Raw genomic sequence first — 26,086 nt, forward strand, 5'->3', positions numbered from 1 at the left:
AGGATTTTGATGAAGACGATTAAAATAACCCCCCGCGGTTACTGCTACGGTGTTGTGGATGCCATGGTGATTGCCCGCAATGCAGCACTTGATAAAACATTGCCACGACCAATCTACATCCTTGGTATGATCGTTCATAATAAACATGTGACGGATGCTTTTGAAGAAGAAGGCATCATCACGCTTGATGGCGAAAATCGCAAGGAAATCATTGAACAGGTGGACGGCGGAACGGTCATTTTTACCGCTCATGGTGTCTCTCCGGAAGTCCGGGAAATCGCCAAACAGCGTGGCCTTGTCTCCATTGATGCAACATGTCCGGACGTTACCCGTACACATGATCTGATCCGCCAGAAAAAAGCGGAAGGCTATCATGTCATCTATATCGGGAAAAAAGGTCATCCTGAGCCTGAAGGTGCGCTCGGTGTTGCGCCGGACATTGTACATTTAATTGAAAAGCCGGAAGATGTTGAAACACTCGAAGTGAACAACGACAAAATCATCGTCACCAACCAGACAACGATGAGTCAGTGGGATGTAGCTGAAGTGATGGAACGTGTGATGGAGAAGTACCCTCATACAGAAGAACATAAAGAGATCTGTCTGGCTACGCAAGTACGTCAGGAAGCCGTCGCAGAACAGGCCGGTGCCGCTGACCTTCTTATTGTTGTAGGAGATCCGAAAAGTAATAACTCCAACCGTCTCGCGCAGGTTTCAAAAGAAATTGCAGGTACACCAGCCTACCGCGTTTCAGACGTTTCTGAGATCAACCACGAATGGCTGCTCGACTGCGAAACGGTTGCCGTCACAGCCGGTGCATCAACACCAACACCAATCGTAAAAGAAGTGATGAACTATATCGCACAGTTCGATCCGGAAGATCCATCTACATGGAAAGGTGAAAAGCAGGTACCGCTTGAGAAAATCCTGCCTAAAATCAAAACACCAACCAAACCGGAAACGATTATGCCTTATTCAAACTGATAAAAAACAGGACCCGCATAGTGCGAGTCCTGTTTTTTTGCTATTAAAACCGGGCCGGTGTCATCCTACGCTTTCCTTTGTCTAGCTTCTTCGGGCAGGGGCCCAGCAAACTTAAACAGCATGCTTTAAATGATTCAATTCCTTTGAAACTGTAGCAACATAAAAATTAAACAAACTTAAAAGGTTCTGTTGACAGCGCGGAAGGAATGAAGTCGATTTCGAATCCTTGTTTTTCTGCCATTTCTGAAAGCTGATTTGCCAGCCCTTCTTTCATGACCTTTTCCACATGATGCCCTGGATCAATGATGGAGAGCCCAAGCGCTTCTGCGTCCTGTGCTGTATGGAAATCAATATCGCCGGTGATATAAACGTCGGCCCCTGCAAATCTGGCTGACTGCATATATTTACTTCCCATCCCGCCAAGAACAGCTGCCTTTTTGATGAGTTTATCCTGATCGCCTGTTACGCGCACCACAGGCACATCCAGGGTTTGTTTCACTTTTTCTGCAAAGTCTTTCAGTTTGACTGGTTCAACGGCACCAACACGGCCTAGTCCGTATTTTTCACCCGGCATTGACTGTTCAAATACATCATAAGCCGGTTCTTCATAAGGGTGTGACTGTTTTAATGCTTTAAGAACTTTCTTTTCCAGAGAAGTTTGATAGATCACTTCAATTTTCACTTCTTCAACGGATTCAACGACTCCTGATGTCCCGATAAACGGGTCAGAACTGGCCCCCGGCTTGAATTTTCCTGTTCCAACAGAGGTGAAAGAACAATCGGAGTAATCACCAATCTGCCCTGCACCAGCTTCTGCAAGAGCTGATCTGACTGTCTCTTCATGTGTACCAGGTACGAAAACAATCAGTTTTTTGTATTTATCCTCAAATGTCGGTACGAGTACCTGGGAATTTTGAATATCAAGCTTTTCAGCGAGCCAGTCATTGACTCCGCCTTTTGTAATATCGAGGTTGGTATGAGCTGCAAATACAGTAAGGTCATGTTTAATGATTTTCTCAATGACTTGTCCTGATGGCTCCTCCATATTAATTGAACGAAGCGGCCGGAATAAAAGAGGGTGATGTGCGATGATCATCCCGGCGCCTGATTTAATTGCTTCTTCCACAACTTCATTTGTTACATCAAGTGTAATGAGTACTTTATCGACTTTCCTGCTCAGTCTGCCAACCTGAAGACCAACCGGGTCTCCTTCCATGGCAAGATGCTTAGGGGAAAATTGCTCCATCAACTGTACGACCTGATGTCCGTTCATCTGGCGTTTCATTTGATTTCCTCCTCAATCAGCCTCATTTTTTCTTCTAACTCACGTAATCGCTCAAGATTTTTTTCGCTTTGACCTGATGTCTCGATTTGTTTTTTGATCTTTCTCATTTGCGCCAATTCCTGCAGCCACTTCTTTTTGAAAACGGCCGATTTCTCAACCCTCAGGTATGGACCAAAAAGCAGGTCCTGAGCATTCAATGGTTTCTTTTCAATAGTCAGATCAGCTACAATCACTTCATAAATTTTTTGATCCTCTTCCAGGATTTCTTCTTTTGTAATCGTCCAGCCGTTTTCCTGCAGCCATAAACGAATCGAAATTCCACTGATATTCGGCTGGAGGATGAGACGCTGTACTCCTGGAAGGCTTTGCTTTCCTGTCTCGAGTATATCTGCGATTAATGGACCACCCATACCAGCAATAGTGACGGCTGTGACTTCATTTGGGGTGATAACAGATAATCCACTGCCCTTTCTGACTTCTATATGATCTGTTAATCCATCTTCCTGGACCTGACTGACAGCAGATTGAAAAGGACCTTCAACAATTTCACCTGCTACCGCTTTTGTGATTTTGCCCGATTTGACGAGATAACAAGGCAGGTAGGCATGGTCTGATCCTATATCTGCTACAATGGCTCCAGCCGGCACATATTTTGCAACGGTTTCAAGCCGTTTTGACAACTGACTGCTGTTCATTTCAACACTTCCTTTTATCAGAAAAAAGGAGCGGTACCGTCATTCGGCCGCTCCTTTTCACCTTATCATTGATACCGGTTTGAAACAAATTATGCAGCGTCTTCTTCAGAGCCTTCTTCTGTTTCTTCACCAGATCCGCCTTCTTCAGAGCCTTCTTCAGTTCCCTCTTCAGAACCTTCCTCTGCTCCTTCTTCACCGCCGCCTTCAGCGCCGATTTCTGCAACCCATTCAGCCATAGCCTGAGCATTGCTCTCTTCTACAAGACCAGCAGGCATTGCTCCCTGACCATTTACAAGGATGTTAGCGATTTCATCTACTGAAAGTCTTTCCCCAACGCCTACAAGTGATGGGAAACCACTACCGCCTTCATAGTTTTCACCATGACAGCTGATGCAGGCATTCTGATACGTTGCTTCAGGATCGAAATCTCCGGCAGCTTCTCCGCCACCTTCACCTTCGCCGCCGCCTTCTTCTTCCTGTGCCATCTCTTCAGAATCATCAAGACCCTGAACGGACATAAAGAATACAACGCCGAAGCCTAATACCATAATCAGTAAAAATGGAATAATCGGATTCTTATTCATGTATAACCCTCCCTTTTCAGAAAAACTATGTAATTATCAACCCTATAATAGCAGGTATGAACACTACATATTTTACTTTACTTTATGGGAATCGGAAAGACCCAATACTCAACTTTTCCCTTTTTGTCGCATTTTAGACACAATCAATAAAATATTTTAGTACGCGCCGATTTCTCTTGAGATAACGGTTCTCTGGATTTCTGATGTCCCTTCACCGATCTCGAGCAGTTTGGCGTCTCTCAGGAATCTCTCAACGTGGTACTCCTTCATATAACCATAACCGCCGTGAATCTGGATTGCCTGATCACATACCTCCATACAGATTTCAGAAGCATACAGCTTCGCCATCGAAGCTTCTTTCGTGAATTTTCTTCCCTGATCCTTCAGCCAGGCTGCTTTATACGTCATGGTTCGTGCAAGTTCAATCTTCATCGCCATATCAGCAAGCTTAAACTGGGTTACCTGGAACGACGCAATAGAACGGCCAAACTGCTGTCTTTCTTTTGAGTAACTGAGCGCTCGCTCGTATGCGGCCTGTGCGATTCCAACAGCCATTGCCGCAATCCCGATCCGTCCTCCGTCAAGCGTTATCAAAAACTGCCGGAACCCTTCACCCCGTTTACCGAGCAGGTTTTCCTTTGGAACCTTAACGTCTTCAAGGACAAGTTCGGTTGTATTTGAAGAGTGCAGCCCCATCTTTTCGTAGTTATCAATCACCTTGAATCCGTCAGCATCTGTTGGAACAATAATCGCACTGATTTCTTTTTTTCCATCATTCATTCCTGTAACAGCCGTTAATGCCAAAAACTTTGCATGACTGGCATTTGTAATGTAGCTTTTGTTTCCATTAATAATGAATGAATCATCGGTTTCTTTTACGGAGGTCTGGGTACCGCCTGCATCGGAGCCTGCATTCGGCTCTGTCAGTCCGAACGCGCCAAATGATTCTCCAGAACAGATTTGTGGCAGATATGTTTCTTTCTGCTCCTGCGTTCCGAATAAGCTGATCGGTGCACCACCCAATGAAATATGCGCTGAATACGTGATGCCAGTCGAGCCGCATGCCCTGCTTAACTCTTCTGTTACGATCGCAAAGCTTGTCGTGTCAGCACCCGCTCCCCCAAATTCCTCCGGAAACGGCAGTCCCATCATCCCCATTTCTGAGAGCTGCCTGAAAATATCAACAGGAAATTCCTTCGTCCGGTCTCTGTCCAATGCGCCCGGAGCAACAACCTCCTGAGAAAATTCCCTCATTGTTTTTTGAATCATCTTCTGTTCCTGTGTAAGATCGAAATTCATGTTCATCCCCCTTGTTTGTATCCGCTTACATTTCCATTATAAAAGAAAAGGCTGAAAACTCACAACCTTATCTATTTTTAAACTTTTCAATTGTGATGATCTCAATTTTATGTAAGGAAAATAAATCCTGTTAATACGAGAAGGCCGATTATGCCCGAATACGTAAAATACTGATAATTTCTTATGTAACCGTAAATGGACCAGAGCACACATTGAAGGCCGATCACCCAGAGTATAACAACTGGACTCGTTGGAAAGTAGACAGCACAATATTCAATGGACAGCAGCAAAATGGCAAAGGCAACAATAATTCTGCTTAACACCTGAAGAAAAGGGAACACACTTTTTCTGGATGCAATAAACAACAGTAAAAAGGAGACACCCAATATAAGAGCGGTTTGCAATATAATTGACAATTCAGTAAAATAGAAAACAATAAACAGAATAGCCGTAAAGAGAAGGACAAATATGTTAACTGAATTTAATGTAATTCGGCGCTTTTGCAGAATCGACTTACTTTTTTCCGGCTCTGCATCTTCTCCACTGCTGTATAAATTAATTAAAAAATCACAGTAATGTGAGGGAAGAAGGTTACGATCCTTCCAGTAATTTATTTCATTCAGGATGATTTTTTTTCTTTGTTCGTTCATTTAACCACCTCCTGCTCCTATTATACATTTCGACATGAGTGGGCGGTTTGTTTAGAAATTAAAAACAGTCAAAAAAAATCTGCTTCAGACCACATGTGTCTGAAACAGATTCTCACATTTCTATTCAAGAAAATCCTTTAATCGTTTGCTTCGGCTAGGGTGTCTGAGCTTTCTGAGGGCTTTGGCTTCAATCTGACGAATACGCTCTCTTGTTACCCCAAATACTTTACCCACTTCTTCAAGTGTACGTGTACGACCATCGTCAAGACCAAAACGGAGACGCAACACGTTTTCCTCACGGTCAGTCAAGGTATCCAGCACGTCTTCAAGCTGTTCTTTTAACAGCTCGTACGCAGCATGCTCTGATGGAGACTGGGCTTCTGAATCCTCAATGAAGTCGCCAAGGTGTGAATCATCTTCTTCACCGATTGGTGTTTCAAGGGAAACCGGCTCCTGGGCAATTTTCAGGATTTCACGAACCTTTTCAGGCGTTAAATCCATCTCTTCTGAAATTTCCTCTGGTGATGGCTCACGGCCTAAATCCTGAAGGAGCTGACGCTGAACACGAATCAGTTTATTGATGGTTTCAACCATGTGAACCGGAATCCGGATCGTTCTGGCCTGGTCAGCGATAGCACGGGTGATTGCCTGACGGATCCACCAGGTTGCGTAAGTTGAAAATTTAAACCCCTTGCGGTGATCAAATTTTTCAACGGCTTTGATCAGACCCATGTTGCCCTCCTGAATCAGATCAAGAAACAGCATACCACGTCCAACATAACGCTTGGCGATACTCACAACAAGTCTCAGGTTTGCTTCAGCAAGTCTGCGTTTCGCTTCTTCATCACCCTGTTCAATCCGTGTCGCAAGGGAAATCTCTTCCTGAGCAGATAAGAGATCAACGCGTCCTATCTCTTTCAGATACATTCTGACAGGGTCATTAATTTTTACTCCAGGCGGAACACTTAAATCGTTCAGGTCAAACTCTTCTTCAGCTTCCTTACCAAGTTCGGTAATTGATGGATCTGCCTCCGTATTTTCTTTCATGACCTCTACACCCTGTTCGCCAAGCTGCTCGTAAAATTCTTCGATCTGTTCTGTATCCAATTCAAAGCTGGCAAGCTTTTCAGCAATATCCTCGTAAGTGATTTCACCGTTTTTCTTCGCCGTTTCCAGCAATTGTGCTTTCACCGCATCGAGTGTTAATGTTTCAGTTTCTGTTTGTTTGGAACGTGTTGACTTCTCAGCCATTAGTCCCCCTCCTTCCAACTTCCTTGCCTTATTTATCTCTTAAGAGCTTTCCACAGCTGGAAAATTTCCATTCCCAATTCTGTGGCTTTCTTAACATCATTCATTTGTTCCGCCTGCTTTAACGCAAGCTCTTTTTCTTTAATATGCATTAACTTCTGATGTTTCAATACCTCATTGACGCAATCAGTCAATTCAGATTTTGTCACCTCAGAATTTACTTCCGTCATGGATAGCTCTGCTGCTGCAGCCCTCAGATGCCGATCAGGAATGAATTGAATAAAGGCACCTGGGTCAGCCCTGCCGCCATTTTCATAATAAGCCAGCAGGTACGTATATAACGCCTGATAATCATCCGTGTTAAAAGGCTGATCGCCTAGCAGTGACTGGACTGTATAAGTCGTTTCTTCACTGCCCATCATATAAATGAGCAGGTGCTGCTCTGCACGGTAGTAGGCTTTTTTATTCTCTTTACTGCTTTTAGCAGGCAAATGCTGCTCTACAGGTGGAGAAGGTTCCGGTTGAACCGGTTCTGAAGCAGGACGCATTTTATTCAATTGCTCCTGAAGAGACTGGATTGAAACACCCGAGTCCTCTGAAAGCTGTTTGAGATAAAGCTCCTTTTCAATCGCATTGCTCAGGGAGCCGATTTCACGGATCATCGCCTGAACATATTGAATTCTGCCATCCTCTGTGTTCATATTCACAGACAACTTGTGATAGCGGAGTTTAAAACTCATCAATGAAACAGCCGAATCAATAATGTCTGTTTTAAATGCGTCTGGTCCTTTTTGCTGGATATAATCATCAGGATCCAGCCCGTTTGGCAACATCGCCACTTTAACAGACAAACCTTTCCCGGTTAAATCCTGAGCCGCCCGGTAAGCAGCTGCTATACCGGCTTTATCCCCATCGTAGCAAACTACAATGGAATCAGTCAGCCGTCTGATCTGCTGTATATGCTCTCCAGTAAGCGATGTACCCATTGTGGCGATCGCATTGTGGACAACTCCGGATGCAGCAATCACATCAGCAAAACCTTCAAATAAAATGGCCGATTTGTTTTTCCTGATGGCACCGCGTGCATGGTGGTAGTTAAACAATATTTTATTTTTTTGAAAAAGTGGTGTTTCCGGGCTGTTCAGATACTTAGGGTCTTCTTTCCCAGGGTTAATCATACGCCCTGAAAAACCAACCGTCTTTCCTCTTTCATCGGTAAGAGGAAACATGATCCTTCCTCTGAACCGGTCAAAATAAGAACCGTCATCCCTTTTGATGATCAGTCCTGCCTGTTCCATAGAAGGTAAACTGAATTCTCTTTTCTCAAGAAGCTTAGCAGCGAACTCCCAGTTAGGAAGTGCCCAGCCCACCTTATATGTTTTAAGCTGTTCATCTGTAAAACCGCGATTGTGAAGATACTCCAGCGCTTCCTGGCCTTCTTCCGTATTCATCAGGAGATGATGATAAAGTTTTTCAAGCAGTTCGTGTGCATCCAGATGATCCTGAAATTCCCTGCTTTCATTCGTTTTCAGATGATCCTGGGTGCTGCCGGTATCGGAAAACTCATAATCCACACCTACTTTTTCACCCAGCTGAATGACAGCTTCCTGAAAGGAAAGGCCGTCATGATCCATCAGAAACGTATATACATTACCTCCTGCACCGCAGCCGAAGCAGTGAAAAATCTGCTTTTCCGGAGACACAGAAAAAGAAGGAGAATTTTCCCCGTGGAACGGGCATAAACCAAAATAATTCCTTCCCTGCTTTTTCAGCTGAACATATTCGCTTATTATATCCACGATGTCAGTTTTGCTGCGGATCTGGTCAACGACTTCTTCTGGAATTCTTTCTGACACGTGTTCACCACCAGTTTATTTCTTGTCACCTATGATATTCGCCAAAAATCAAGCTTTTCCTTCAAGTTCAAACAAAAACTTTAAAAACGTCTTTGAAAAAGCCTCGACTTCTATCATGGTTAATTTTTTGGGGCCGGAAGAATAGTTCCCTTTTTTCCGCTCCATCTGGTGGAGGTACCGGAAAGATAAGCTGGTCTCGATCTTATCAGGTTTGTATTCTTTTCCCCTGGGCGAAAGGGCATAAACACCCTTCGACAGGACAAGGGAGGCAAGTCCGATATCCTGGGTAACCACGATATCCCCTTTCCTGACGCGATTGGCTATGTAAAGATCAGCAGCCTCTTTTCCGTCATCAATGAAGGTCCAAAGCAAACGATCTGCTTCAGGACTAAAATGGCGGTAGGAGGCAATAAATCGGCACATACCTGCTGAATCTTCCATAAGCCTTACTATTTCTTCCTTTATGACAGAGGGGCATGCATCTGCATCAACATAAACTGTAAATCCACTTTTACATTCATTCATAAATGATCATTTCTACAAAAAATGCAGAACTCCTTTAATGAGTCAAAATAACTTTTTATCACAATTTTTTATTATAATATATATGTCCCTATACGGCTATCTTTTTTAACGAAATAAAAACAAAAGATGCCTGAGACACCTTTTGTTTGATGAACCACTGATTTTATTGACTTAAATTCTTTTCAATGGAATGATGATTCAGCTGTTAACTCATCATATCATTCAGAATTACATTGGCTGTTTCCTCTACCGCCTTGTTTGTTACATCAATCACTGGACAGCCGATTTTTCCTGCAACACGTTCAAAGTGATCGAGCTCTTCCTGTATTCTTTCCATTTTGGCATAGGTCGCGTCATCCTTCAACCCGAGCGCAATTAACCGTTCCTTCCGGATATGATTCAGCTTATCAGGGCTGATTTTCAGTCCGTAGCACTTCTTTGGATTGACTTTATAAAGCTCTTCAGGAGGATCAATTTCCGGTACAAGCGGTACGTTGGCAACCTTTAAACGCTTGTGGGCAAGATATTGTGATAAAGGTGTTTTTGACGTTCTTGAAACCCCTACTAGGACAATATCCGCTTTTAAAATGCCGCGTGGATCTCTGCCGTCATCATATTTAACAGCAAACTCAATGGCCTCAATCTTTTTGAAATAATCTTCATCAAGGTCATGCACCATGCCCGGCTCATTGATTGGCGATTCCTCACATACTTCCTGAAGTGAAGAGATAATCGGTCCCACAACATCATGTGCGGTAATGTTGTGCACTTTTACCTGTTCTTCAATGTAATCACGAATATGAGGCTTTACAAGTGTATAAACGATAATTCCGTGATTATCTTTTGCCAGACTGATAACCTCATCCACATGAACCGTTTCTTCAATATATGGAAACCGTTTAATTGATACGGATTTTCTGGACTGACGGAACTGACTCACACAGGCTTTTGCAACGAGCTCAGCCGTTTCCCCTACTGAATCCGATACGACATATACATGTACTTCATTCATTTAAGCACCACCCTACACTTCATCCTTTGACAGACTGACAAAGGCTTTTGTAATATTCGTTTTTGTAATTCTTCCGAAGACTTCATAGCCCTTTTCCGTTTTCCTGACGACCGGAAGAGAATCAATCTGTTTTTCAATCAGCTTGGCTGCTACGCTGACGAGCATATCATCCTGCTCACAGTAGGTAACATTGGGCATTCTCGTCATAATGACATTAACCGGCAGACTCGTCAGATCCTGCTGCCCGATGCTTGCACGGAGCAGATCCTTTCTCGAAAGGACGCCTGAAAGCATGCCTTTCTGATCGAGTACAAATAATGTTCCCACATCTTCTAAAAACATATGGCAGATCGCATCGTACACGGATACATTATCCTGTACAACGACCGGCATGGACTGATAATCTTTAACATACAGCTTTTTTAAATTTTCCGTCAGCAGCTGCGTACCTGATTTACCTGTATAAAAATAGCCAACCCTTGGACGCGCATCTAAAAATCCTGCCATTGTCAAAATCGCAAGGTCCGGTCTCAGGGTTGCTCTTGTAAGATGTAATCTGTCAGCAATTTGTTCACCTGTAATCGGTCCGTCTGCCTTCACAATGCGCAGAATTTCCGATTGTCTTTTGTTCAGTTCGATCTTGTTCACCACCCGGCGGAATAATGTTATACTGTTTTCCAATATTATATACTAAATGAAATCTGCGTCCTAGTAAACAGGAATGCTTAAAATGATTTTTTTAACTGACGATTGTTTTCACTGAAAAACCGTGGTAGGATAAAGCAAGAATTAAATAAGATGTGCGCAATGAAGGAATTATAAGTACCTGACCAAAGCGACCGGGGATCGTGTAAGCCCGGATTCAGGGAAACGGCACTCCTGAGCAATGCACCCCAACAAAGTGAATGCACAAGTGGCATTAACCAGGGTGGAACCGCGGTCAGACAGCACCGTCCCTGGACTAATCTTAATTAGTCCAGGGACGGTGCTGTTTTTATTTGCAAGCGGCTCAGATGCCCCTTTGCAGCGCAAACATCAATTTAAAGGAGAGATGACCTATGACAAAAAATATGGATGATATCGTCCAGCTCGCGAAACACCGCGGATTCGTATTCCCCGGTTCGGAGATTTACGGAGGACTGGCTAACACATGGGATTACGGTCCACTCGGTATCGAACTTAAAAACAATATTAAAAAAGCATGGTGGAAAAAATTTATTCAGGAGTCCAAGCATAATGTCGGACTTGATGCCTCTATCCTGATGAACCCGAAAACATGGGAAGCTTCAGGACATATCGGAAACTTCAATGACCCGATGATTGACTGTAAAAGCTGTAAAGCCCGCCACCGTGCAGATAAACTGATTGAAGCTCATTACGAGGCCAAAGGTGAGGAAAAAATCGTCGATGGACTTCCATTCAGCGAAATGCAGAAAATGATTGAAGAAGAAAACATCTCATGTCCGACTTGCGGAGCAAACGATTTTACTGAAATCCGCCAGTTTAACCTGATGTTCAAAACGCATCAGGGCGTAACAGAAGGATCAACAAACGAGATCTTCCTTCGTCCTGAGACTGCACAGGGAATCTTCGTAAACTTTAAAAATGTACAGCGCACGATGAGAAAACGCGTTCCATTCGGAATCGGTCAAATCGGTAAAAGTTTCCGTAACGAAATTACACCGGGTAACTTTACATTCCGTACGAGAGAATTTGAACAGATGGAGCTTGAATTTTTCTGTAAGCCTGGAGACGACCTTGAGTGGTTCAGCTACTGGCGTGAATTCTGTAAAAACTGGCTGTTAAACCTTGGTATGAAAGAAGACAGCATGCGCCTGCGTGACCATGACGAAGATGAGCTTTCACATTACAGTAATGCCACAACAGATATCGAATTCCGCTTCCCATTCGGCTGGGGCGAGCTCTGGGGTATCGCTGACCGCACAGACTTCGACCTGAAACAGCATATGGAGCATTCTAACGAAGACTTCACGTATCTGGATCAGCAGACAAACGAGCGCTACGTCCCATACTGTATCGAGCCTTCACTTGGTGCTGACCGCGTTACACTGGCCTTCCTTTGCGATGCCTACGAGCAGGAAGAGCTTGAAAATGACAGCCGTACCGTGCTTCGCTTCCACCCGGCTCTGGCGCCGTTTAAAGCGGCCGTATTGCCACTGTCTAAAAAACTTGGTGACGAAGCGATCAAAGTATACGAAGAGCTGTCACAACACTTTATGGTTGACTATGACGAGTCACAGTCGATCGGTAAACGCTACCGTCGCCAGGATGAGATTGGAACGCCATACTGTATCACGTTTGACTTTGATTCTCTTGAGGATCAGCAGGTAACCGTACGTCACCGCGACACAATGGAACAAGTACGCATGCCAATCGCAGAAGTGAAATCCTTTATTGAAAACGCGATTAAGTTTTAAATAAAACCGTACCGGGGGATTCCTCCGCTTTCCGCGGCCGCGCGGTGAGCCAGCTAGCGCTCTGCGCTACGCTGTCTCACCTGTCGCTCCTCTGCCGCAGGAGTCTGCGGAATCCCCCGGTACTTTGTATGTATTTTAAAGATTTTAGTGACTACAATGCCTTCAATTTGTCCTAAACTTCAACGTCATAAAATAATTTAAAACTCATTTAACAACTCTCCTACCCCTTTCTCCCTTGATCTTAATTTATCAACACAATTCGGTAATTTTATAACTGTGTATCCTTGTTTGACATTTATTGTTGCTAATTCAACAATTCTAACTTTGATCTGTGAATTCAAGATATTTATTGCTCAATATGAAAACTATTTTATTAAAAAGGGCCATATTCCCCCGAAGACTCCTGTGGCGGAAAGGGACAGGTGAAACCGACTGTGCGCAGCACAGGTGGGTTCACCGCCCGGCCATCGAAAAGCGGAGGCGGGCGTTAAAGGACGTACAAACTGGACTTGCGCCGACGGAGATATAGCAAACACAGTGAACGGAGTGAGCTGATGTTGACTTATCGAACGAGGGGACGGGAAGTTTAATAGTCCCTGCCCGTCGCAGCTAGACAGCGGAAAGCAAAGGGGAATATGGGCCGGTTTTCATCTTATTCAACTAAATACGAAATATTAAAACCCCTCCGGATCATGATTCCGGAGGGGTTTTTTCGTCTTTATGAATGTCGCCGATGGTCTGCTTCATGCGGTCGAGCTGGTCGAGAAATGACCGGGATTTCAGGAATACGCCTACATACTCGTCGTAGTAAGTCCTGATCACCCTTTTCAGCTCCAGTTTAGTCGAATCGCTGACTGATAACTTACCGAGACGGTCAAGATCCAGAAAGTAAAACAGTCTGAGGAGACGGACTGCTTTTGCAGATAAAGGCAGTTTGTAGTCGTCCACTGAGCTGCAGCGATGGCACAAAAAGCCGTTCATTCTGAAGGAGAATGAGAAATCCCCCTCTCCCTGCCCGCAATTGACACAGCGGTTCAGAACCGGCTCTACGCCAAACAGAGGGAGCAGCTTCAGTTCATAAATGTAACAGATGACTTCTTCATCGTAACCACTATTGATCAAACTGAAGCATTGTCTCGTTAATTCAAACAGGAATGGATTAGGTTTTCTGTCTTCGGTTGCTTTATCGAGCAGTTCTGCCATGAAGCTTGCGTGAGCTGCTTTATAAAGGTCTTCTTTCAGCACACGGCTGGATTGGAGCATTTCCCCCTGCTGGAGTGAACCCATACCCGAACCGCCCTGAATCAGGTACTGTGCGTGTGTGAACATCTGGGAGACTGAAGACAGTCTGCTATTGGTTTTTTTGGCTCCCCGTGCCATGACGGCTGTTTTGCCAAGTTCTCTTGTAAAAAGAGTCACCACTTTATTTGTTTCACCGTAATCCTTTGTCCGTATAACAATCCCTTCACACTTTTGAAGCATGGTAAGGTCTCCTTTTAGCGTGCGTTCTGCCGGCGATTAATATTCGTTTTCATTAAACCCGAAGTCACGCAGGCTGTTGGCTTTGTTACGCCAGTCTTTCTGAACTTTTACCCACAGCTCAAGGTAGACTTTTGAACCGAGCAGATTTTCAATATCTTCACGTGCGCGCTGTCCGATTTCTTTCAGCATGGCACCACGTTTTCCGATCACGATCCCTTTTTGTGAATCGCGCTCTACCACAATCGTTGCCATGACATCGATCAGGTCCCGGCCTTCCTCTTTTTTAATCTGTTCGATAGAAACAGCAATGGAGTGAGGAATTTCTTCTCGCGTCAGATGCAGTGCCTTTTCCCTGATCAGCTCTGAAATAATAAAGCGTTCAGGATGGTCTGTAACCTGATCAGCAGGATAGTACTGCGGTCCTTCCGGCAAATAAGATGAAATCTGATTTAACAATGTATCAACATTATTTCCTTCAAGTGCAGAGATAGGAATCGTTTCAGTGAAATCAAAACGGTTACGGTACTCATCAATCATTGGAAGTAACTCATCCGGATGAAGCGTATCGATTTTATTGAGTACTAAAAATACAGGTGTTTTCACATCTTTCAGCAGCTCCATAATATACTCGTCCCCACGTCCATAACCTTCGTCTACGTTGACCATAAATAAAATAAGGTCCACTTCACGGAACGTGTTCGTTGCCATTTTGATCATAAAGTCGCCAAGCTTGTGTTTTGGTTTATGAATACCAGGTGTATCAATAAAGATCATCTGGCTTTCATTTGTTGTGAGGACCCCTTGAATTTTATTTCGGGTCGTTTGGGGCTTATCACTCATGATGGCGATTTTCTGACCGATGACACGATTAAGGAAAGTTGACTTTCCTACGTTAGGGCGTCCAACAATCGAGATAAAGCCTGATTTGTGTTTTTGATTATCCATTTAAATCCTCCGGCATAAATGCTCCAGGCAGAAGTTCGGCTACAGTCAGCTCCTGAACATCCCCCTGAAGGTTAGTTAAGTAAACCATCATATCCTGTGGGCATAGCTCTGCAATGACCTGTCTGCAAGCCCCACATGGTGGTACAGGTCTTTTTGTATCTGCAACGACCGCAATCGCTTTAAACTTACGGTCTCCCTCAGCATACGCTTTAAAAAGAGCAGTTCTCTCTGCACAGTTACACATGCTGTAGGCCGCATTTTCAATATTACAGCCATGGTGTACTTTACCGTCCTCTGTCAGAAGGGCAGCACCCACCTGGAATTTAGAATAAGGCACGTATGCTTTTTCACGTGCGATCTTTGCTTCAGCCATTAATTGTTCACGGTTCATCTCATTAGCTCCTTTAATATCAAGAGGTTAAAAAAAGGAGAAGACTTAACAACCGTTAAGTGATTCTCCCTGCTTTTATCATTATACTATAAAACTGAGCATTTTTAAGTTAAAACGTTTCCACAGCCTCATAAAATTGCGAACAGTTTTGGAACGAATAAAATTAACCCGCCAATCGCGGCTGCAATGGCAAAAAACAGGACAGATGCGGCGGCCGCATCCTTTGCTTTTTTTGCAAGAGGATGAAGCTCCTCTGTGACAAGATCGACCGTACGCTCAATCGCTGTATTCATTAGTTCAAGAGCAAGTACGCCCCCGATGAATAGAAGTAAAATCAGCCACTCAGTCCCATTCAGCTTTAATATAAAAGCCAATACGATCATGGCCAGACCGGCAACGGTATGAATTTTAAAATTTTGTTCGTTAAGAAACACGTCTTTTACACCGCTTGCAGCATATCGAAACGAGCGGATCAATTTTCTCACGTCCATCATCAGGACCTCGACAGGCCAAATTCCTCTAAAATGTCATTTTGTCGACCAAACATCACTGCTTCATCCGATTCCTTCATATGGTCATATCCTAAAAGATGCAAAAATCCGTGTAAAGCCAGGAATCCAAGCTCTCTTGAAAAGGAATGTCCGTACTCCTCTGCCTGTTCTTTTGCTTTCGGTACAGAAATGATGATGTCTCCAAGGATTCTTTCAAGATCTGATTCTCCCGTGATTTCCATTTCATCCTCACCGAGTTCTTCCATGGCAAATGAGATGACATCTGTCGCCTGGTCCTTTTGACGGTATTCACGGTTAATTTCCTGAATGCGCTCATCTGTTACAAAGGTGACCGAGCATTCCCCGTTTTCAACACCTTCTTTTTCAGCTGCAAAGGTCAGAAGCCTGCTTACAAGGCTCTTATCATCCTCAGTGAGACCCTCTGTTTCGTCGATAAAATCTATGTGTAGTGTCATGCCTGCTTCTTCCTTTCTTCTTTTTTAAATTCCGGGTATTCAATCCTTGAATGAAAGATCCCGTTCAGGGTTTCACAGAACACCCGCTTAATAATTTCGAGCTCTTTCAATGTTAAGTCTGACTCATTAAACTGGCCATCCTGAAGCCGATCCTGAACGATTGACTGAACAAGCTGACGGATTTTCTCTGCGTTCGGCTCCTTCATGGATCTTACTGCAGCCTCCACACTGTCGGCAACCGAAATTACTGCCGCCTCTCTGGATTGAGGCTTTGGCCCCGGGTATCGGTATTCTGCTTCTTTCGGGTCAAATCCATTCTCTTTTGCCTTATAATAAAAAAACTTTAACAGCGTGGTGCCGTGGTGCTGTTCTGCAATATCGATAAATTCCTGAGGCAGCTTATATTTTCTAAGCATTTCAGCCCCCTCAACTGCGTGGGCAATAATGATATCCCTTGACGTTTCAGGGGACAGCCGGTCATGTGGGTTCTGGTTGGATATCTGGTTTTCAATAAAGTAATGAGGACGTTTCGTTTTCCCGATGTCATGATAATAACAGCCGACACGGGCAAGTAACCCGTTCGCCCCGATTGCTTCACATGCCGCTTCAGCCAGGTTCGCTACCATGACGCTATGATGATAGGTGCCGGGTGCTTCTGTCAATATCTTTTTTAGCAAAGGATGATTCGGATTTGACAGTTCAACCAGCTTCATCGTAGAAAGAATCCCGAATCCGGCTTCAAAAAGCGGTAACAGCCCGATCGTCAAAATAGACGCAAGAATCCCGGAAACAACTGCAAACACTGCAAATAGCGCATAGTCAACAGTCGAAAACTGAGCGTTTTCTATGAGCATCAGTGACATAAGGAACAAAATATTCGCTGTTGATACAAACAATCCGGCTCTCAGAAGATGAGTACGTCTTCTGCTGTTCGATAAAAACAGGATCCCTGCCAATCCGCTGAATAAGAAATATAAAGATACTTCCACATTAACAGACCCTGTGATCGTATCATTAAACACAATACTCGCACATACAGCCTGGAGCATGGTTATGGTTAAAGCCACTCTCGTATTAATCATACTTTTCAGCAACATCGGAGCCATTGCTGCAGGAAACAGATATCCGATCTGGAGAATATCGAGCTCCCTCACCAGTTCTGTCACCTTCATCAGTCCGAGAGATAATAGAAAGATCATACTGACCAGTACAAGGTAGGTCTGCTTTTTATCACGCGAGATTTTCCATGAAGAAAACAGAAAATGGATCACAAAAATGATCAGCAGTGAAAAAATAATGAGACCAATATACGGTAATACCGACGCGTCATTCGTCGTAAGCCCAAGTGCCTCGAGTTGTCTGTATACATCACGATCAATCAGGTAACCTTCCTGAACAATTACCTGTCCCTCAAGAATCTGTACCGGCTCTACGGATTCGCGGGCCTGCAGAATTCTTGCTTCTGTCTGCTCAGGATCAAACAGATTATTTTCTATAATGGCAAAACGGGCAAGTTCAATTGAGGCATTTCTTAAGCCTTCACTGAAGGACAGTGACGACAAATTATTCTGCACTTCCGTTCTTGCTGCACTGACTTCATCCTGCCTGATCGGCTCCTCCATAATCTGCTCAATCTGGCGGACTGTCAGGATTTTCGCTTCTTCCAACGCTTCATCACTGGAGGATAAAAGCTGGATGAGTATATCATCGCTAATATTTTCGGTTACGTTTTCAGACACGTCCTCAGAAAGCGCTGACTTTAAAGAGGCCAGCCTTTCTTCGTTAACCCCCGCATCAGAAGACGGCTCTGTCGGCTCAGAGCTCGGAGTATCCAAATTAAAGTCCATGGCAAAGTCATATATGGAGGAGGTCAGCGAAGTGCGGTTATCGACCACCTCAGGACGATAGACATACACTTCTTCCACTTCTGACGCAGCACGCTCCTGTTCAATTTCTGTTCTTCTTTCATCAACAATCGTTTTAGGGGACCGTATCGTTTCTTCAGCAACCGAAAACAGGCTGATATTGTATGTCTCTGTTCTGACATGACTGATCAGCAGGATAAACACAAAAACCGCAACAAGACTCAGCAGGATCCATTTAAAAAAAGTATAACTGAGTATGTTTTTTGTACGCTGGATCCAATTTTCCATTCCATTCACTCCCGGATGAAACAAAATGTATGTAAATAAGACACGATATTACTTTTAGTACAGTATAGCAGAAAAAACCAGCTGGAAAATAAAAAGTCGGTATTTCCCGGGTGAAAATACCGACTCTGTCAATACAAGAAAAAAGACACCATGCCGCAGTCCGATAAGGACCTTCAGCATGGTATCTTTAAGGCTTAACTCCTTTATTCTGTTCCGCCTTCATACGCACCAATAATTTTTGAAACGAGTGGATGTCTCACTACATCGGTCTTTTCGAGATATTGAAACCCGATCCCCGGTACATTGCGAAGCCGTTTCTGTGCTGCCACTAAGCCCGACTCCATTCCCTTCGGCAGGTCAACCTGACTCTGGTCTCCGGTAATGACCATTTTCGAACCGAAACCAAGACGCGTCAGAAACATCTTCATCTGTGCATTGGTTGTATTCTGCGCTTCATCAAGAATGACAAAAGCGTCGTCGAGTGTGCGCCCTCTCATATAGGCAAGAGGTGCAATTTCGATAATGCCTCTTTCAATGAACCGCTGAGTCTGATCGGGTCCAAGCACATCATTCAGCGCATCGTACAATGGACGCAGATAAGGGTCCACTTTTTCCTTCAGATCTCCCGGCAGGAAGCCTAGGCTCTCCCCTGCTTCGACAGCAGGACGGGTCAAAATAATCTTTTTAACTTTATTATTTTTCAATGCATGGACGGCCATAACGACAGCCAGGTATGTTTTCCCTGTCCCTGCAGGACCAATTCCAAATACAAGATCTTTTTTACGGATTTCAGTAATGTACTGGCGCTGGCCCATCGTTTTGGCCCGGATTGATTTGCCTTTTGCACTTTTGGTGATTTCTTCGTTATAGAGCTCGTTAAAGTACTCAATCGTTCCTCTTAAAGCCATCTGCACAGCATAAATGACATCCCGCTGACTGATTTGAATGCCCTTTCTGATGACAGTCAATAACTCGTTAATGACTTTTCCGGCACGTTCAATACCTTCTTCTGTACCCGTAATACGTAATGATTCGCCTCTCGACACAATCGATACATCCAGGTCTTCTTCAATGGTTTTCAGGTGAGCATCTGATGTCCCAAATAAAGCAACTGCTTCATTAGGGTCTTCGAGTGGGTAATCCACAGTAATTCGCTGTTCAATCATTCGCGTGTCTCCTCAGTAAAAGGTTTAACTTCAGCAATTTCTTCTAATGCTTGGTAATAGATTGTTAGCTTTACTTTACCATTCTCAATTTGTTCATGCAAAATTTTTTCCTTTGTAATTGTGCCGGTTCCCCCAGTCTGTGCCAATACTTGTTTGGCACCGATTTTAATCCCTGCCTCTTTTATTTGTTCCATGGTCAATTTCTTTTTTGCTTTTTTTACTTCTTTATGATTTGTATGGATCACTTCAATAGGCACTTTCCAGCCAAATACATCAAATGTCTTTACCACCCGGTCCTTCTGATGTATAGAAAATGACGCCCGGTTAATGTGGATATCAGGCGTTTTAACATCTCCTGTCTGCAGTGCATAGGAGCTGTACTGTTTCCCCGTTAAAGTATAGATCATGGTATCAACAGGAATAGTAACATTTGTTTCATACCAGGTATTGGCGTACACTTCACCGGAAGCATGAATCGCTTTTTCCTTCCCCTCAGCACCGATAAATCCGGACACTAAAAGCTCTCCTTTTTTCACAACCTGATACCGTTCCTTGACTGGTGTACCGGCATCGATCAGCATCCTCTGTACGGTCCCGGTTTTTGAAGCGACAAGATGTGCAGCTTCATCTTTCGCAGTCGGGGGAAGCTCTTTCTTTTCTCTAATATGTACGGTCAGTCTCGTTCCATTCCATTCAAAACCCGCCCACGAAATCTGTTCAATGGATTGATACAGGCTGGAGATGACCTCTTTTTCAGATGATAACTGCCTCATCAGTGCACCACTCTGGTACCCATTCAAACGGAGAAGCTCCTCTGCCTCTGTCCGAACCTCAGGACTGCCGCCTTCAACATTAATTCCCCATAAAAACTGTAGACTTCCATAAAACATCAGACACGCAATACATAATGCAAGTATAATACTGATGCGGCTCTGCATTTTCAGGAGGTAGTAATAAACGCCACCTCCCTGCGATAGAGACACAGCGCACCCTTTTTTAAATGCCGCGCGCCTGAGACTGCTGATTGCCTGCAGACGGATCAGAAAAGTAATTTCCTCCGGTCCTGTTTCCTGCAGCATTCTGATTTCAACTTTTTTTAATGACAACTCTGCAATCAGCAGCTGCCTTCCTTCCCCTTTAACACGAACATGGACGTATCCGGGTAATGTTCTGTTCATTCAGGATGTTCCTTGTGATACTCAATTCTCACATCTTCAACAATACCCCTTACTGTCACCTGTTCATTCGTCATAGCTGAAATGAGCAGATCCTGTCCGGCAATCAGTACTTTTCCGCAACCGGAAGAAAAAGCAATATTTCTGTCTGAGTAAAACAGTAACCCCTTATGATTTTCAATAAATAAAAGCTGTCTCCCAATCCAGACGATCTTCGGGATATCGTAAATGATATCCTCAGGCAATCTGAGCAGAGCTTGTGCAGACTCCATCCACTTTGTTTTCATAAAAACAGCCCTCCCTCTGTTTACTATATGTAAACAGAGGGAGGGCAATGAAAAACTTTATCTTTTATTTCCTCGGTAATGCTGCTTAGATCTCGGCGGTCCCAGAACCTCCGAGAAAATGATTCCGTTCACGAGGTCCTTTGAATCCAGACCATCATTGATCGTGAGGTCCGATTCCTTTATTGGATCTTTTTTCGGTTTTAATGATGAAACTCTTGGCGCTGAAGCAGGTTTTTCGACTTCTATTTTTGCTGCAGCCGCCTGTTTCACCCGATCAGGTCTTTTTACAGGTTGTCTGCCTGTTTTTGATTTTTCAATCTCAGCACGTTGCTTCTCATACTCACTCGCAAGTTCTTTTGCATGACGATCGAACGTTTCACGCAGATTTTTTGCTTTTTTCTGAGGCTGTTGCTGATTGCTTTGCGGCACAGGAGCAGGTTTAGGCTTTTCATTCGGCTCCTCTTTTTTCTTCTGATTATTGATGAGACTGATGACCCCAGCAATAATGGCCATGATAATCAGTTCCATGGAGCAGGCCTCCTTTCATTCCCGGCCTTATTTTTTCTTGCTGTCATCTTTGCCGCCGGAGATCTTTCCGATAGAATCGCGCATCCCCGTATCAGCATCAATGTTTTTAATATTCATGTAATCCATTACACCAATATTCCCTTCACGAAGCGCTTCAGCCATAGCAAGTGGTACCTCTGCTTCCGCTTCCACAACCTTCGCCTTCATTTCCTCAACGCGGGCTCTCATTTCCTGTTCCTGCGCTACGGCCATGGCACGACGCTCTTCCGCTTTCGCCTGGGCAATATTCTTGTCAGCCTCAGCCTGTTCAGTCTGAAGTTCAGCACCGATGTTTTTGCCGATGTCAACATCCGCAATATCAATCGACAGAATTTCAAACGCTGTTCCTGAATCAAGACCTTTACCTAAAACCGTTTGTGAAATCAGATCAGGATTTTCAAGCACTTTCTTATGGTTATCACTTGAACCGATTGTACTGACAATCCCTTCACCAACACGGGCCACAACTGTATCTTCACCCGCACCACCGACAAGACGGTCAATATTTGCACGTACCGTAATACGCGCCTTTGCTTTTACTTCAATCCCATCCATTGCCACACCGGCGATAAATGGTGTTTCGATTACCTTAGGGTTTACACTCATCTGAACAGCCTGTAATACATCACGACCCGCAAGGTCAATCGCAGCACAGCGTTCAAAGGCAAGTTCAATATTCGCACGCTGGGCAGCAATCAGTGCGTTAACAACGCGGTCTACGTTACCACCTGCAAGATAGTGACTTTCAAGCTGATTAATGCTGACATCCACACCAGCTTTATGTGCTTTAATCATCGGATTAATGACGCGACTAGGAATTACCCTTCTTAATCTCATCCCGATTAACGTAAAGATACTGACTTTAACACCTGCAGCCAATGCCGAGATCCATAGTGTAACCGGTACAAACGTAAACAGCACACTAAGGGCAATTACTGCAGCAACAACGATAATAATTAATGTAATTGCTTCTGTTCCCATTCCATTCACTCCCTAAATTTAATTAACTTCTCTCACAACAATTCTTGAACCTTCAACTTTTACGACTTTTACATCCTTATCCTTATCGATGTAACTGCCTTCCGATACGGCATCTATGCGTTCATCTGCAATAATGATTGTACCGGATGGTCTGAGGGCTGTTCTCGTTTTACCAATCTGACCGATCAGTTCATGACGGTTCACATTGGAAACGTAGCCGCTGTCAGTACTCGTTGAATCACTTAAAATAATTTTCTTTAACAGGTGAAGGTTTTTCCCTAAAAATTTCACCATAATCACCATCCCAATCACTCCGGCAAGTATTGCGATAGAAAGAGCGATACCCATATACACAATACTGTTACCGGCAAGTAAGATACTTGCAATAACCGCTGCTATCCCTGCTATTCCAAGGATTCCACCGGGGACAAAGAACTCTGCAATAATCAGGGCAATCCCGATCAGCAGTAAAATGACGACCTCAAGACCGGCCAGTCCTGCAACTAGATGTCCAAAGAAAAACATCATCAACGCTACAAATCCCATGGTGCCTGCAACGCCAAAGCCCGGTGAATAAAGCTCTACCACCAGTCCAATACTTGCAATGGACAACAGGATCGGTACGACAATTGGATTGGTTATGAACCGGGCAACATTCTCAAGGAATGTAGGTTCCAAATTAATTACTTCCGCATCCTCATACCCAAGCGCGGTCAATAAATCATCAATGCTATTAACCGTACCTTCTGAATATTCAACTTCTTCAGCAACTGAAGGCGTCAATGTTAGAAGCTCGCCATCTTCTACAATACCAGGAATCGCCACGGATGAGTCTACCATTGCTGCAGCGATTTCAGGATCCTTGCCGGCATTGACCGCGGCATTTGTCATCGCGGCAAGCCAATTGCTCTGAGCCTTAAGGTCAGCGTCACCACCAGAAGATGTGATCACCGCTGCAGCACCCATTTTTCCGTTATCAGAAAAAAATATTTTGTCTGCATTTAAAGCGATATATGCCCCTGCTGAAATGGCGTTCGGATTGACGTAGGCAATAATTTCAAGATCAGTATCAGAAAAAATTTCTCCTATATCCTCTGCGGCGTCCACAAGCCCACCTGGCGTATCAAGCTCAAATACAATTGTTTCTGCACCGCTTTCTTCTGCTTCATTGATGGTTCTTTGCAGAAATGAAGCAAGCCCCCGTTCCACCTCGTTTTCAATCGGTGCCACAAAAACGGTACGACCGGATGCTGAGGCAGGATGAACAAAAGAAATAAGCGAGAAGATGACTGCAGCAGCTAAAAGCAGTACAACTCCTTTACGAATCACTGAGATCCCCCTTTCCCTAAAATATAGCTTTGACTTGTATACGTATGTACTTTAAAAAAGTTTCAAAAAAACTGATTCTTATTACATTTTGTGCAGATCGGATAAAAATAATCAAGCCGCGACATGTTTTGTCGCGGCTTGATTTGTGTACCGAACTGATTCATGTAATAAAAATCAGTTTTATGATAAGTGCTGAAGAACCTTTTTATTAACAAGCGCTCCATCAGCTTTACCTTTAACTTTCGGCATAATTGCACTCATTACCTTGCCCATATCAGCTTTAGAGGAAGCATCCGTCTCTTTGATCGTCTCGATGACAACAGATTCAAGCTCTTCTTCTGTTAACTGCTTTGGCATATAGGTTTCAAGCAGGGCGATTTCTTGCTGAAGCTTTTCAGTCAGATCATCTCTGCCAGCAGCTTGAAACTCCTGAGCGGAATCTCTTCGCTGTTTGAGTTCACGGCTCAACACAGTAAGCTCCTCTTCCTCAGTCAGTTCCTGACGATTCAGTCTGTAGCCTTCATTCTGAAGAGCAGACTTCACCATACGGATGACGGAAAGACGATCTTTTTCTTTGTTTTTCATAGCCGTTTTCATATCCTGATTAAGCTGATTGACTAAACTCACTTCATGCACCTTCTATTCCTATATTAGAACTTGCGCTTTCTTGCAGCTTCAGACTTTTTCTTACGCTTTACGCTTGGCTTCTCATAAAATTCACGCTTTCTGAACTCCTGAAGAGTACCAGCCTTTGATGTAGTCTTTTTAAAGCGGCGAAGAGCATCTTCGAGTGATTCGTTTTTGCGAACGACCGTTTTTGACATCTCTAATTCCCTCCCTCCGAACACACTACGCTTACATATTCAGGCAAAGAGAATAATAATATATTATTCTTCATTGCATGCAGTAAGATAGGGATACTTACTGGCATTCATGGGAATTCCCATGTACTTATACAGTATAATATAACAATTTCCACCGGTCAACACCCATTCAGAAGATTCAGCATGAAAAAACCTCCTGACAGAAAAGGCATCTGAAAGGAGGTTTTTAAATTGTGTTTAGTAGTCGCTGTCTGCAACCTGTCCCTGAACGATCTGAATACCAGAGCTTGCTCCGATACGTGTTGCTCCCGCTTCGATCATTGCCTTTGCATCTTCAGCAGAGCGCACACCGCCTGAGGCTTTCACACCGAGATCCGGCCCTACTGTTTTACGCATTAAAGCGATATCCTCAGGTGTTGCACCGCCCCCATTAAATCCGGTAGACGTTTTAACGTAGTCAGCACCTGCTTCAACTGAAAGCTCACATGCTTTTACTTTTTCTTCTTCAGTTAAAAGTGATGTTTCGATAATAACTTTTGTTAATGCTTTACCTTTAGCAGCTGCTGTGACAGCCTGAATGTCTGTCTTCACTGTCTCAGTATCTCCGCTTTTAAGTGCGCCAATATTGATGACCATGTCAACTTCAGTTGCTCCGTCTTCAATCGCCTGCTTCGTTTCAAATGCTTTTGTTTCAGAAGCAGATGCTCCAAGAGGGAATCCGATAACTGTACAAACTTTCACATCAGTTCCTGAAAGCAATTCACTTGAAAGCTTTACCCATGCAGGATTTACGCATACAGACATAAAGCCGTGTTCTGCAGCTTCTTCACAAAGCTTTGTGATTTGTTCCTTTGTTGCTTCTGGTTTTAGTAATGTATGATCGATCATTTTTGCGATAGATGTCATGATTAAGTCTCCTTTTTGTCAGATGTACGTACCTATTCTAACATTAATCATGAGGAAGCGCTATTTTTTCTTTCTGGTGGAGGATGTTATTTGAATTTGATGATTTTAGTGTTCGTTGTGATTGGGATGGTGGAACCGGTTCGTCAGGTTACCATGGGAATTCGTGAGTTTCGGCCATGACTTTGTGAGGTTAGACGCGGAGTTCGTCAGGTTAGGCGGTGAGTTTGTGAGTTTAGACTGGAATTTGTGAATTCAGTGACTTTTGAATCAGAAGCTTCCATCCTCAACACAGCGCAGACGCCAACACGAACGATTGACCTGGCACAGTTTGCACAAT

At 43.9% G+C, this 26,086-nt stretch carries 27 protein-coding genes; 2 read left to right on the forward strand and 25 right to left on the reverse strand.

Features of this window, described 5'->3' with window-relative positions:
* Nucleotides 1-9: 9 nt before the first annotated feature.
* Nucleotides 10-984, forward strand: a complete 975-nt coding sequence (locus tag E2491_RS16100; protein WP_134376649.1) for a 4-hydroxy-3-methylbut-2-enyl diphosphate reductase — start codon at nt 10-12, stop codon at nt 982-984.
* Nucleotides 985-1,150: 166 nt separating this feature from the next.
* Here E2491_RS16100 and E2491_RS16105 read toward each other — a convergent pair whose 3' ends face one another.
* From E2491_RS16105 to ccpN, 10 genes are all read right to left on the reverse strand, one after another.
* Nucleotides 1,151-2,269 carry a Nif3-like dinuclear metal center hexameric protein gene (locus E2491_RS16105; RefSeq protein ID WP_134376650.1) on the reverse strand — a complete coding sequence of 373 codons (1,119 nt, stop codon included), beginning with the start codon at nt 2,267-2,269 and terminating at the stop codon, nt 1,151-1,153.
* Entirely contained in the window at nt 2,266-2,964 is a 699-nt protein-coding gene (locus E2491_RS16110; protein ID WP_134376651.1) for a tRNA (adenine(22)-N(1))-methyltransferase, read from the reverse strand. The genes E2491_RS16105 and E2491_RS16110 overlap by 4 nt, the downstream gene beginning before the upstream one ends.
* A gap of 89 nt (nt 2,965-3,053) precedes the next feature.
* Nucleotides 3,054-3,548 carry a cytochrome c550 gene (cccA, locus tag E2491_RS16115; RefSeq protein ID WP_134376652.1) on the reverse strand — a complete coding sequence of 165 codons (495 nt, stop codon included), beginning with the start codon at nt 3,546-3,548 and terminating at the stop codon, nt 3,054-3,056.
* A 156-nt stretch (nt 3,549-3,704) separates the two neighbouring features.
* Nucleotides 3,705-4,847 (reverse strand): acyl-CoA dehydrogenase family protein, encoded by a 1,143-nt coding sequence (locus E2491_RS16120; RefSeq protein ID WP_134376653.1) that lies wholly within the window; start codon nt 4,845-4,847, stop codon nt 3,705-3,707.
* Nucleotides 4,848-4,954: 107 nt separating this feature from the next.
* Nucleotides 4,955-5,497, reverse strand: coding sequence for a hypothetical protein (locus E2491_RS16125; RefSeq protein WP_134376654.1), 543 nt, complete (start codon nt 5,495-5,497; stop codon nt 4,955-4,957).
* A gap of 120 nt (nt 5,498-5,617) precedes the next feature.
* Nucleotides 5,618-6,748, reverse strand: coding sequence for an RNA polymerase sigma factor RpoD (gene rpoD / locus E2491_RS16130; RefSeq protein ID WP_134376655.1), 1,131 nt, complete (start codon nt 6,746-6,748; stop codon nt 5,618-5,620).
* 32 nt (nt 6,749-6,780) lie between these two features.
* Complete coding sequence (gene dnaG / locus E2491_RS16135) at nt 6,781-8,601, reverse strand: DNA primase (RefSeq protein ID WP_134376656.1); 1,821 nt, start codon at nt 8,599-8,601, stop codon at nt 6,781-6,783.
* A gap of 48 nt (nt 8,602-8,649) precedes the next feature.
* Nucleotides 8,650-9,126: a YaiI/YqxD family protein gene (locus E2491_RS16140; RefSeq protein WP_134376657.1), complete on the reverse strand. Its 477-nt coding sequence runs from the start codon at nt 9,124-9,126 to the stop codon at nt 8,650-8,652.
* 205 nt (nt 9,127-9,331) lie between these two features.
* Complete coding sequence (locus tag E2491_RS16145) at nt 9,332-10,138, reverse strand: pyruvate, water dikinase regulatory protein (protein WP_134376658.1); 807 nt, start codon at nt 10,136-10,138, stop codon at nt 9,332-9,334.
* 12 nt (nt 10,139-10,150) lie between these two features.
* Complete coding sequence (gene ccpN, locus E2491_RS16150; protein ID WP_134376882.1) at nt 10,151-10,789, reverse strand: transcriptional regulator CcpN; 639 nt, start codon at nt 10,787-10,789, stop codon at nt 10,151-10,153.
* Between the two features lie 419 nt (nt 10,790-11,208).
* Here ccpN and E2491_RS16155 point away from each other — a divergent pair, with 419 nt between their 5' ends.
* Nucleotides 11,209-12,576, forward strand: a complete 1,368-nt coding sequence (locus E2491_RS16155; RefSeq protein ID WP_371414501.1) for a glycine--tRNA ligase — start codon at nt 11,209-11,211, stop codon at nt 12,574-12,576.
* A 690-nt stretch (nt 12,577-13,266) separates the two neighbouring features.
* On the opposite strand, the gene recO is transcribed toward E2491_RS16155, so the two are convergent.
* From recO to deoC, 15 genes are all read right to left on the reverse strand, one after another.
* Nucleotides 13,267-14,058, reverse strand: a complete 792-nt coding sequence (recO, locus tag E2491_RS16160; protein ID WP_134376660.1) for a DNA repair protein RecO — start codon at nt 14,056-14,058, stop codon at nt 13,267-13,269.
* A 36-nt stretch (nt 14,059-14,094) separates the two neighbouring features.
* Entirely contained in the window at nt 14,095-15,003 is a 909-nt protein-coding gene (gene era / locus E2491_RS16165) for a GTPase Era (RefSeq protein ID WP_134376661.1), read from the reverse strand.
* Nucleotides 14,996-15,394, reverse strand: coding sequence for a cytidine deaminase (locus tag E2491_RS16170; protein WP_134376662.1), 399 nt, complete (start codon nt 15,392-15,394; stop codon nt 14,996-14,998). The genes era and E2491_RS16170 overlap by 8 nt, the downstream gene beginning before the upstream one ends.
* Nucleotides 15,395-15,522: 128 nt before the next feature.
* A complete protein-coding gene (locus E2491_RS16175; protein ID WP_371414497.1) occupies nt 15,523-15,888 on the reverse strand; it encodes a diacylglycerol kinase family protein in 366 nt (121 codons plus the stop codon).
* Entirely contained in the window at nt 15,888-16,361 is a 474-nt protein-coding gene (ybeY, locus tag E2491_RS16180; RefSeq protein ID WP_134376663.1) for an rRNA maturation RNase YbeY, read from the reverse strand. Before ybeY ends, E2491_RS16175 begins: the two co-directional genes overlap by 1 nt.
* Nucleotides 16,358-18,514: an HD family phosphohydrolase gene (locus E2491_RS16185; RefSeq protein ID WP_134376664.1), complete on the reverse strand. Its 2,157-nt coding sequence runs from the start codon at nt 18,512-18,514 to the stop codon at nt 16,358-16,360. Before E2491_RS16185 ends, ybeY begins: the two co-directional genes overlap by 4 nt.
* Nucleotides 18,515-18,717: 203 nt before the next feature.
* Entirely contained in the window at nt 18,718-19,680 is a 963-nt protein-coding gene (locus E2491_RS16190) for a PhoH family protein (protein WP_134376665.1), read from the reverse strand.
* Complete coding sequence (gene yqfD / locus E2491_RS16195; protein ID WP_134376666.1) at nt 19,677-20,858, reverse strand: sporulation protein YqfD; 1,182 nt, start codon at nt 20,856-20,858, stop codon at nt 19,677-19,679. Before yqfD ends, E2491_RS16190 begins: the two co-directional genes overlap by 4 nt.
* Complete coding sequence (locus E2491_RS16200) at nt 20,855-21,142, reverse strand: YabP/YqfC family sporulation protein (protein WP_134376667.1); 288 nt, start codon at nt 21,140-21,142, stop codon at nt 20,855-20,857. Before E2491_RS16200 ends, yqfD begins: the two co-directional genes overlap by 4 nt.
* A 57-nt stretch (nt 21,143-21,199) precedes the next feature.
* Nucleotides 21,200-21,670 carry a hypothetical protein gene (locus tag E2491_RS16205; protein ID WP_134376668.1) on the reverse strand — a complete coding sequence of 157 codons (471 nt, stop codon included), beginning with the start codon at nt 21,668-21,670 and terminating at the stop codon, nt 21,200-21,202.
* Nucleotides 21,671-21,697: 27 nt separating this feature from the next.
* Complete coding sequence (floA, locus tag E2491_RS16210; protein WP_134376669.1) at nt 21,698-22,690, reverse strand: flotillin-like protein FloA; 993 nt, start codon at nt 22,688-22,690, stop codon at nt 21,698-21,700.
* 18 nt (nt 22,691-22,708) lie between these two features.
* On the reverse strand, nt 22,709-24,016 hold the full coding sequence (locus E2491_RS16215) for an NfeD family protein (protein WP_134376886.1): 1,308 nt from the start codon (nt 24,014-24,016) through the stop codon (nt 22,709-22,711).
* Between the two features lie 183 nt (nt 24,017-24,199).
* Nucleotides 24,200-24,646, reverse strand: a complete 447-nt coding sequence (locus E2491_RS16220; protein ID WP_134376670.1) for a GatB/YqeY domain-containing protein — start codon at nt 24,644-24,646, stop codon at nt 24,200-24,202.
* Between the two features lie 23 nt (nt 24,647-24,669).
* Nucleotides 24,670-24,843, reverse strand: a complete 174-nt coding sequence (gene rpsU / locus E2491_RS16225) for a 30S ribosomal protein S21 (protein WP_039809800.1) — start codon at nt 24,841-24,843, stop codon at nt 24,670-24,672.
* Between the two features lie 237 nt (nt 24,844-25,080).
* Entirely contained in the window at nt 25,081-25,752 is a 672-nt protein-coding gene (gene deoC / locus E2491_RS16230) for a deoxyribose-phosphate aldolase (RefSeq protein WP_134376671.1), read from the reverse strand.
* Nucleotides 25,753-26,086 lie beyond the last annotated feature (334 nt).

The organism is Jeotgalibacillus sp. R-1-5s-1 (assembly GCF_004405105.1).
Classification (GTDB): Bacteria; Bacillota; Bacilli; order Bacillales; family Jeotgalibacillaceae; genus Jeotgalibacillus.